This window comes from Streptomyces sp. NPDC048483, assembly GCF_040651455.1.
Lineage (GTDB): Bacteria > Actinomycetota > Actinomycetes > Streptomycetales > Streptomycetaceae > Streptomyces.
The window spans coordinates 1-8,930 of sequence record NZ_JBEZJZ010000190.1 but is presented as its reverse complement, the minus strand read 5'-3'; the positions used below and the strand labels follow the sequence as shown (position 1 = coordinate 8,930).

Here is an 8,930-nt window from a genome sequence, read left to right as displayed (position 1 = left end):
GGTGTTGATGAACAGGCCGACCATCGTCTCGACGCCCGGCACCTCCGGCGGACGGCCCGAGACCGTACCGCCGAAGACCACATCGTCCCGGCCGGTCAGCGCGCCCAGCACGATCGCCCAGGCGGTCTGGATGACGGTGTTCATCGTCAGACCGTGGCTGCGGGCAAGGGTCTCCAGGTCGCGTCCCAGGTCGGCGGGGAGGGCGCGGGTGAGTCGCTCGGCCGCGAGCGGGGTGCGGCCGTGGGTGGCGGGCGCGACGAGCGTGGCCTCCTCGACGCCGTCCAGGACGCGGCGCCAGGCGGTCCGGGAGGCCTCCCGGTCCTGGCCGGCCAGCCAGGACAGATACTCGCGGTACGGGGTGACCTTCGGCAGGCCGTCGGCGTCGCCCGCCCGCTCGTACAGTTCGAAGAGTTCGGCGACCAGCAGCGGCATGGACCAGCCGTCCATGAGGATGTGGTGGTTGGCCATCACCAGCCGGCAGCGCCGGTCGTCCAGCCGGATCAGGGTGAAGCGGATCAGCGGCGACTCGGCCAGGTCGAAGCGGCGGCCGCGGTCCTCCTCGATCAGCCGCTCCAGCTCCGCCGTCTGCTGGTCGTCGTCCAGGCCGCCGAGGTCGATCTCGGTCCAGGGCACGGTGACATCGGCGGGGATGACCTGGACGGGTTCGCCCAGGCCCTCGCTGCGGAAGGCGGCGCGCAGATTGTCGTGGCGGCGCAGCAGGGCGCGCGCGGCGGTGTGCAGCCGCTTGCCGTCCACGGCGCCTTCGAGGTGGAAGACGAACTGGACGTGGTACGCGTCCGGTCCGTCCTGGTCGTACAGGGAGTGGAAGAGGAAGCCCTCCTGGAGCGGGGAGAGCGGCAGGATGTCGGTGACGGCGGTGTCCGCGGCGCTCTCCAGGCGGTCGATCTCGGCCTGGGTGAGGGAGACCAGCGGCAGGTCGGAGGGGGTGAGCCCGCCGGTGCTGGCGCGTGCGGCGTGGTCGGTGAGCCCTTCGAGGGCGGCGGCCCAGCCGTCCGCCAGGTCCTGTACGTCCGCCTCGTCGAGCAGACCGGCGGGCCAGGACCAGGTGACCGACATGACCGGGCCGTCGGCGTCGTCCGTGGTGAGGGCGTTGATCTCGAGGGCGTGGGCCAGCGGCATGGCCTCGTCGGCGCCGCCGCCGAGCGCGGCCGCGCCGGGCGCCGTCGCCCAGTCCTCGGCGCCGGCCCCCTCGCCCCTCTGCGAACCGGGGAAGCGGCCCAGGTAGTTGAAGCCGATCTGCGGGGTGGCGCCGTCCGCGAGGGCGGCGGCGGTCTCCGGGTTGAGGTAACGCAGCAGGCCATAGCCGATGCCGTTGTCCGGCAACGCCCGCAACTGCTCCTTGACCCGCTTGACGGCGCGGCCCACGGCGGGCCCGCCGGCCCGGATCTCGTCCGGGTCCTCGGCGCCGGCGTCGAGCCGGGCCGGGTGGACATCGGTGAACCAGCCCACGGTGCGGGAGGTGTCGACGCCGGGGAAGAGGTCCTCGCGGCCGTGGCCCTCGAGATCGACCAGGACCGCGGTGCCGATGCCCTCCGCGGTGCCGCGTGCCCGCCGCCATTCGGCGACGGCCAGGGCGAGGCCGGTCAGCAGGACATCGCCCACGCCCGCGTGGAAGGCGGCGGGCACCGAGGTGAGCAGGGCCTGCGTGGTGCGGGCCGGCACTTGGGTGCGCAGGAACGTGGAGGAGGCGGCGGTGTCGCGGGCCGGGTCCAGCGGGCGGTTGCCCAGCGGGGGTTCGGGGGTGCGGACGACGCTCTGCCACAGGGCGAGTTCGCCGGTGCGGGTGCCCGCCTCTTCGGCCAGCCGCTGGGACCAGCGGCGCAGCGAGGTGCCGACCGGGTCCAGCGCGGGCTGCTCGCCCGCCAGCCGGGCCTCGTAGGCGGCGCGCAGATCGGGCACCACGATGCGCCAGGAGACGCCGTCCATCACCAGGTGGTGGACGACCAGCAGCAGCCGGCCTGGCCGCTCGGCGCCCGCGTCGAACCACACGGCCTGCACCATGACGCCGTCGTCGGGCGCCAGCCGGGCCCAGGCGGCCCTGGCCTCCTCGGCGATCAGCCGCTCGTCGTCCGCCGTGCCGTCGGGCGCCGGGGCGGTCTCGATACGGCGCAGACAGCCGGCGGCCGGGACCGCGCCGCGGGTGGGCACGGTCAGCTGCCATTCGTCGCCGCTGCGGTCCAGCCGGGCGCGCAGCGCGTCGTGGTGGTCCAGGACAGCCTGGAGCGCACCGGTCAGATCGTCCTGGCGCATTCCGGCGGGGACCTGGAGCAGCATCGTCTGGTTGAACTGCTCGATCGGGCCGCCGCGGCCCTTGAGCCAGTGGATGACGGGCGTCAGCGGCACCTCGCCGATGCCCTCGTCGGGGTCCTCGGCCTGCTGCCCGTCGAGGGTGGTGACCGTGGTGGCCAGCGCCTCGGGGGTCTTGAGCTCGAAGATCTGCCGCGGGGTGAGGACCAGTCCTTCCTTGCGGGCGCGGGAGACCAGCTGGATGGACATGATGGAGTCGCCGCCGAGGTCGAAGAAGGAGTCGTCGGCGGCGACCTCCTCGACGCCCAGCACCTCGGCGAACAGCGCACACAGCGCCTGCTCCCGCGGGCCGGTCGCGGCCCGGCCCGCCCCGCCCGCGTACTCGGGTGCGGGCAGCGCCCTGCGGTCCAGTTTCCCGTTGGCGTTCAGCGGCAGCGTCTCCAGGACGACCACCGCGGCCGGGACCATGTACTCCGGGAGGCCTGCGGCGAGTTCGGCCCGTAGTGCGGCCGGGTCGGCGTCGGCCCCGGTGGCGGGGACGACATAGCCGACCAGCCGCTTGTCGCCGGGCCGGTCCTCGCGCACCACGACGACGGCCTGGGCAACGGCCTCGCGGGCGGCGAGGGCGAACTCGATCTCCCCCAGCTCGATACGGAAACCACGGACCTTCACCTGGTCATCGGCGCGGCCCAGATACTCCAGCTGCCCGTCGCGGGTCCACCGCACCACATCGCCCGTGCGGTACATGCGCGAGCCGTCCCCGGCGAACGGATCGGCCGCGAACCGCTCGGCCGTCAGCGCCGCCAGGCCGTCGTAGCCGCGGGCCAGGCCCGCGCCGGCAAGGTAGAGCTCGCCGGGGGTGCCGAGCGGCACCGGTCTGAGCCAGCTGTCCAGGACATGGCCGCGCATGCCGTCCATCGGCCGGCCGATGGGGATCGTCGGCGGTACGGCCTGGGCGGAGTCCAGGGCGAAGGTGGTGGCGAAGGTCGTGGTCTCGGTCGGCCCGTAGACGTCGACCACCGTTGTCGCGGGGCAGACGTCGAGCACCCGCCGTACCGCCTGCGGCGAGACCGCGTCGCCTCCGGTCCACACCTGGCCCACGGCCGCCAGCGCCTCGGGCCGCTCCTCGGCCAGCAGCCGGAACAGCCCGGCCGTCAGAAATACGGCATCCACCGCACCGGAGCCCAGCGCTCCGGCCAGCGACTCGATGTCCAGCTCACCGGGCGGGGCCACCACGATGCGGCCGCCGGACAGCAGCGGCACCCACAGCTCGTAGGTGGAGGCGTCGAACGCCTGCGGGGAGTGCAGCAGCACCCGCCCGTGCCCCGACGCGAAGCGACGGTCCTTGGCCAGCGCCACCACGCTCTCGTGCGTCGCCACAACGCCCTTGGGCAGGCCGGTGGAGCCGGAGGTGAACATCACATACCCCGCCTGGCCCGGGTGGCCGGGCAGGCCGGGGTCCGCTTCCTCGTGCTCGTCGGCCGGCTCCGTCGCGAACACCTCGCGGCAGTCGATGACCTCGGCGGTGTGCGGGAAGTCGACGGGGGTGGTGTCGTCGGTGAGCAGTACCCGGGCGCCGGTCTCGGCGAGGATGAACTCCTTGCGCGCGGCCGGATAGCGGGCGTCCAGCGGGACGTAGGCGCCCCCGGCCTTCAGCACGCCGAGCACGGCCACCACGAATTCCGGGGAGCGCTCCATCAGGACCGCGATCCGGTCCTCACACGCCACGCCCGCCCGGATCAGCCGGTGCGCCAGTCGGTTGGCGCGGGCGTTGAGCTCCGCGTACGTCCACTCGTGCCGGCCGTCGTCCCAGGTCAGCGCCACGGCGTCGGGGGTGCGCCGGACCTGCGCCTCGAACGTCTTTGGCAGCGAGCGGGCGGGCCAGGCCACGCCGGTGTCGTTCAGATCCACCACGACGCGGGCGCGTTCGGCGGCATCGAGCACCTCGGTCCGCTGGACGGCGCGGCCGGGCTCGTGCACCAGGGTGGCCAGGACCTGCTGCATGCTCTCGGCGAGCTGCCGGGCCTGGCGCCGCTGGAGGATGTCCGGGCGGTAGCCGATCTTGAGGTGGATGCGGTCGCCGGGCATTCCGGCGATGGTGACGGGGTAGTGCGTGGCGTCGTTGGCCTTGCCGCGCACCATCCGCAGGGTGCCGTCGGCCGCACCGGGGCCGGCGGCGGATTCATCGACCGGATAGTTCTCGAACACGGTGAGGGTGTCGAAGAGTTCGCCGCCGCCGGCCAGCCGCTGGAGGGTGCCCAGCCCGATGTGCTGGTGGTCCATCAGCGCGGTCTGCTGCGTCTGCACCCGCTGCACCAGGTCGAGCAGCGACTCCGCAGGGTCCAGACGCACCCGGACGGGGAGGGTGTTGATGAACAGGCCGACCATCGTCTCGACGCCCGGCACCTCCGGCGGACGGCCCGAGACCGTACCGCCGAAGACCACATCGCCCCGGCCGGTCAGCGCACCCAGCACCACCGCCCACGCCACCTGGATGAAGGTGTTCATGGTGACGCCGTGCCGGCGGCCCAGGGCGGCCAGTTCCGCGCTGAGCTCGGTGGGCAGGGCGAGCAGGACATGTTCGGGGATGACGGCGGTGTGCTCGGCGGCGGGCGCCAGCAGGGTGGGCTCCTCGACGCCTTCCAGGGCGCGCCGCCAGGCCGTCTCGGAGGTGTCCCGGTCCTGCCGGGCCAGCCAGCGCAGATAGTTCTTGTACGGGGCGACGGCGGGCAGGGCGCTGTCGTCGCCGTGGCTCTGGTACAGCGCGAACAGCTCGCCCAGCAGGATCGGCATGGACCAGCCGTCCAGCAGGATGTGGTGGTTGGTCAGCACCAGTCGGCAGCAGTCGGGGGCGCTGCGCACCAGGGTGAAGCGCAGCAGCGGCGGGCGGGTCACATCGAAGCGGCGGGTCCGCTCCTGGTGGGTGATCCGCTCCAGCTCGGCCGCGCGCTCCTCCTCCGGGACGTGGCCGAGGTCGATCTCCCGCCAGGGCGAGCGCACATCGCGCCGGACGATCTGCACCGGCGGGCCGGACTTGCGGGAGTGGAACCCGGCGCGGAGGTTGGCGTGGCGGCGCAGCAGGGTCTGCACGGCCGCGGCCATGGCCTCCGTGTCGAAGAAGCCCTCGAAGTCCAGCACGAGCTGGACGGTGTAGACATCGAGGCCGTCCTGGTCGTCGTACAGGGCGTGGAAGAGGAGCCCTTCCTGGAGCGGCGAGAGCGGCAGGATGTCCTCGATCTTGGTGTTCTTCACGACCATGTCTCCGTATCGGCGTCCAGCTCGGCATCGAGGTCCAGCTCGTCTGCCAGTGCATTCTCGAAAGCGTCGATCTCGTCCTGGGACAGGTTCACCAAGGTGATGTCCGAGGGTGTGAATCCGCCCGCGGCAGGGCTCTGGGCGTGGGCCACCAGGGCGGCCAGGGCCTGGAACCAGGCGTCGGCCAGAGCGCGTACGGACGTCTCGGCCAGCAGCCCCTCGGGCCAGGCCCAGGTGGTCACCAGACGGGGGCCGTCCGCGCGGTCCTGGGTGTAGCAGGTGATCTCCAGGCCGTGCGAGAGCCGCATGGCCGGGTCGCCACCGGAGGCGCCGAGTTCGGCCCCTTCGGGTGCGCGCATCCAGTCCGCCGCGGGACTCTCGTCCTCGGCGGTGGCATAGCGTCCCAGGTAGTTGAAGCCGAGCTGTGGGGTGGCGCCGCCGGTCAGTTCGGCCGCGGTCGCGGCGTCGAGGTGGCGCAGCAGGCCGTAGCCGATGCCGTTGTCCGGCAGGGCCCGCAGCTGCTCCTTGACCTGCTTGAGGGCGGTGCCCGCGGCGGGCCCGCCGGCCAGGGCGGCGTCCAGGTCCACCGGGCCCAGGCCCAGCCGCACCGGGTACATGCTGGTGAACCAGCCGACGGTACGGGAGATATCGACCCCGGAGAGGACGGACTCCTCACGGCCGTGGCCCTCGAGGTCCAGCAGCAGCCCGGCCTGCGCGTTCTGTCCGGCGGCCTGTCGGCGCCGGGCGACGGCCAGGGCCAGGCCGGTCAGCAGTACGTCGGCCACCCCGGCCTGGTAGAGCGCGGGCACGGCGGTCAGCACGCCCGAGGTGGTCTCGGTCGGCAGGGTCACCGTCAGATGCCGCAGCGATCCGGCCAGGTCGTGCTCCGGGTCGAAGGGCCGGTCGGTCAGGCACGGGTCGGCGCCCTCCACCACGCGTTTCCACAGCGGGAGTTCGGCGTGGCGTTCGGCAGCCAGCGCGGTCAGGCGGGTGGCCCAGGTGCGCAGGGAGGTGCCGGTGGGCTCCAGACCAGGGGTGCGGCCGGCGGTCAGCGCCTCGTAAGCGGCCTGGAGGTCGGGCAGCAGGATGCGCCAGGAGACGCCGTCGACGACCAGGTGGTGCAGGAGCAGCAGCAGCCGGCCGGGACGGTCGGGCCCGGCGTCGCACCAGACGGCACGGACCATCCGCCCCTCGGCAGGGGCGAGTTCGGCCAGGGCGCGGGCGCCCTCGGTGCGCAGGACGGCGAACAGTTCCTCGCCGGCCAGACCGGTGGCGTCGGTGCGGCGCAGCACCTCATCGGCGCGTACGGTGCCGGGCTCGGTGACCTCCAGGCTCCAGGTGGCGTCGGCGGCGGTGTGCAGCCGCAGCCGCAGTGCGTCGTGGTGGTCCAGGACGGTCTGCAGGGCGCCGGCCAGGTGGTCGGGCTGCATTCCGGCGGGGACCTGGAGCAGCATCGACTGGTTGAACCCGTCGATGGGGCCGCCGCGTTCGCGCAGCCAGTGCGCGATCGGGGTGAGCGGTACCGGGCCGATGCCGGCGCCGGCCTCCTCCACCACGGCTTCCTCGAGCGTGCCGGCCGCGGCGGCCAGCGCCTGCACGGTCTTGTGCTCGAAGACATCGCGCGGGGTGATCACCAGGCCGGCCTGCCGGGCCCGGGAGACCAGCTGGATGGAGAGGATGGAGTCGCCGCCCAGGTCGAAGAAGCTGTCGTCGGCGCCGACCGTGGCCAGGCCCAGCACCTCGGCGAACAGCTCGCACAGGGCCGCTTCCCGGTCCGTTGCGGCCTGGCGGCCCGAGGACCTGGCGCCGAAGTCGGGGGCAGGCAGCGCCCGCCGGTCCAGCTTGCCGCTGGGGGTCAGCGGCAGCAGCTCCAGCGGTACGAAGGCCGCGGGGACCATGTACTCGGGCAGCCGCTCGGCGAGATAGCCGCGGAGCGAGGCGACCAGGGCGCCCACCGCGCGGGTGGCGACGGGGTTGTTGGTGTACGCGGCCGGGCCGGCGCCGTGGTGCTCGGCGGCCCGGTAGGCGCCGGCCAAGGTGCCCGGCCCGCCGGGGTCCGTGCCGGGTGCCTCGAAGAGCACCTCCATGGCGCCGTCGTCGGCTCCGGGCACCCAGGTGACCGCGGTGCGGTAGCCCAGCCGTTCGCCCAGCTCGTACAGCTCCTCGGCGTCCAGGCCGCCGCCGGTGTGGTGCAGCGCGGCCAGTACGGCGTCGGCGTCCTCGCCGGCGTCCAGGGCGCGCAGCGCGGCGACCTCGCCGGCCAGCCCGCGGTGCGGGACATGGGTCACCCGCAGCGCGTCGGGCCGCTGGGTGCGCAGCAGCTCGGCGAGCACCTCGGTCCCGGCCACGTCCAGCTCCCAGCGCAGCACCGTCTCGGTGGGCCCGGCTGCCGGGCCCGCGGCGGGGGCGGTGCGCAGGACGACGTCGTAGCGGTGGCGGCTGAGCTCGTTGTGGTGGGTGCCGCGCTTGACGAGGATGTCGGCGCCCGCGATGTCCGGGTTCCGCTCGGCGAGGGCCGCGAAGAACTCGGGGTCGACCAGCAGCTCCTTCTCCATCACCTGTGCCTGGGCCACCGCGCGGCGCACCGCGTCCAGGCCCTTCTCCGGCTGGTAGCGGTGGAGTTCGACTGCGGTGGACAGGGTGCGGTGCAGCCGCAGATTGCGGATGTCGCCGGCGAAGACCGTGCCACCGGGGGCGAGCAGTTCGACGGCCTTGTCCAGCACCTCGACCAGATAGTCGGCGTTGGGGAAGTACTGGGCCACAGAGTTGAGGACGATGGTGTCGAAGTGGCCCTTGGGCAGCCCGTCAATGACATCGGCGGCCTGGGCCCGCAGCCGTACCTTGTCCCGCAGCTGCGGCTGGGCCTCGACCTCGGCGCGCAGGGCCTCGATGGCCTCGGCGGAGAAGTCGGTGCCCCAGTACTCCTCACTGCCCGGGGCGAGATGGGCCAGGATCAGGCCGTTGCCGACGCCGAGCTCCAGGATCCGGCGGGGGCGCAGGGCGCCGATGCGGTCGAGGATCGTGGACCGCCACTCGTGCATCTGCTCCAGCGGGATCAGTGCGCCGTCGTAGATGCTGTGCCAGGCGGCGAAGTTCTCGCCGAACTCGGCGCTCTGTCCGGCCTCTTCGCGGTAGAGGGAGTCATAGACGGTCTGCCACTCCTCGACCTGGCGGTCCTCGCCCTCCTCGTCGCGGGCCGTCTCGCCCCGCTCTGCGGGCACGACATAGGCGACCAGCTGGTGGGAGCCGGGGCCGTCCTCGCGGGCGACGACGGCGACCTGGGCGACCTGCTCGTGCGCGGCCAGCTGGGATTCGATCTCGCCGAGCTCGATGCGGAAGCCGCGGACCTTGACCTGGTGGTCGACCCGGCCCAGATACTCGAGGTGGCCGTCATCGGTCCAGCGCAC

General features: G+C 73.4%; 2 protein-coding genes. Both read right to left on the bottom strand.

Going from position 1 to position 8,930, the window contains the following annotated elements:
* On the bottom strand, positions 1-5,520 hold a 5,520-nt coding region (locus AB0D04_RS41370; protein WP_362712572.1), incomplete at its 3' end, for an amino acid adenylation domain-containing protein.
* The coding region (locus AB0D04_RS41365; protein ID WP_362712571.1) for a condensation domain-containing protein at positions 5,517-8,930 on the bottom strand (3,414 nt) is incomplete at its 5' end. The genes AB0D04_RS41365 and AB0D04_RS41370, both read right to left, overlap by 4 nt.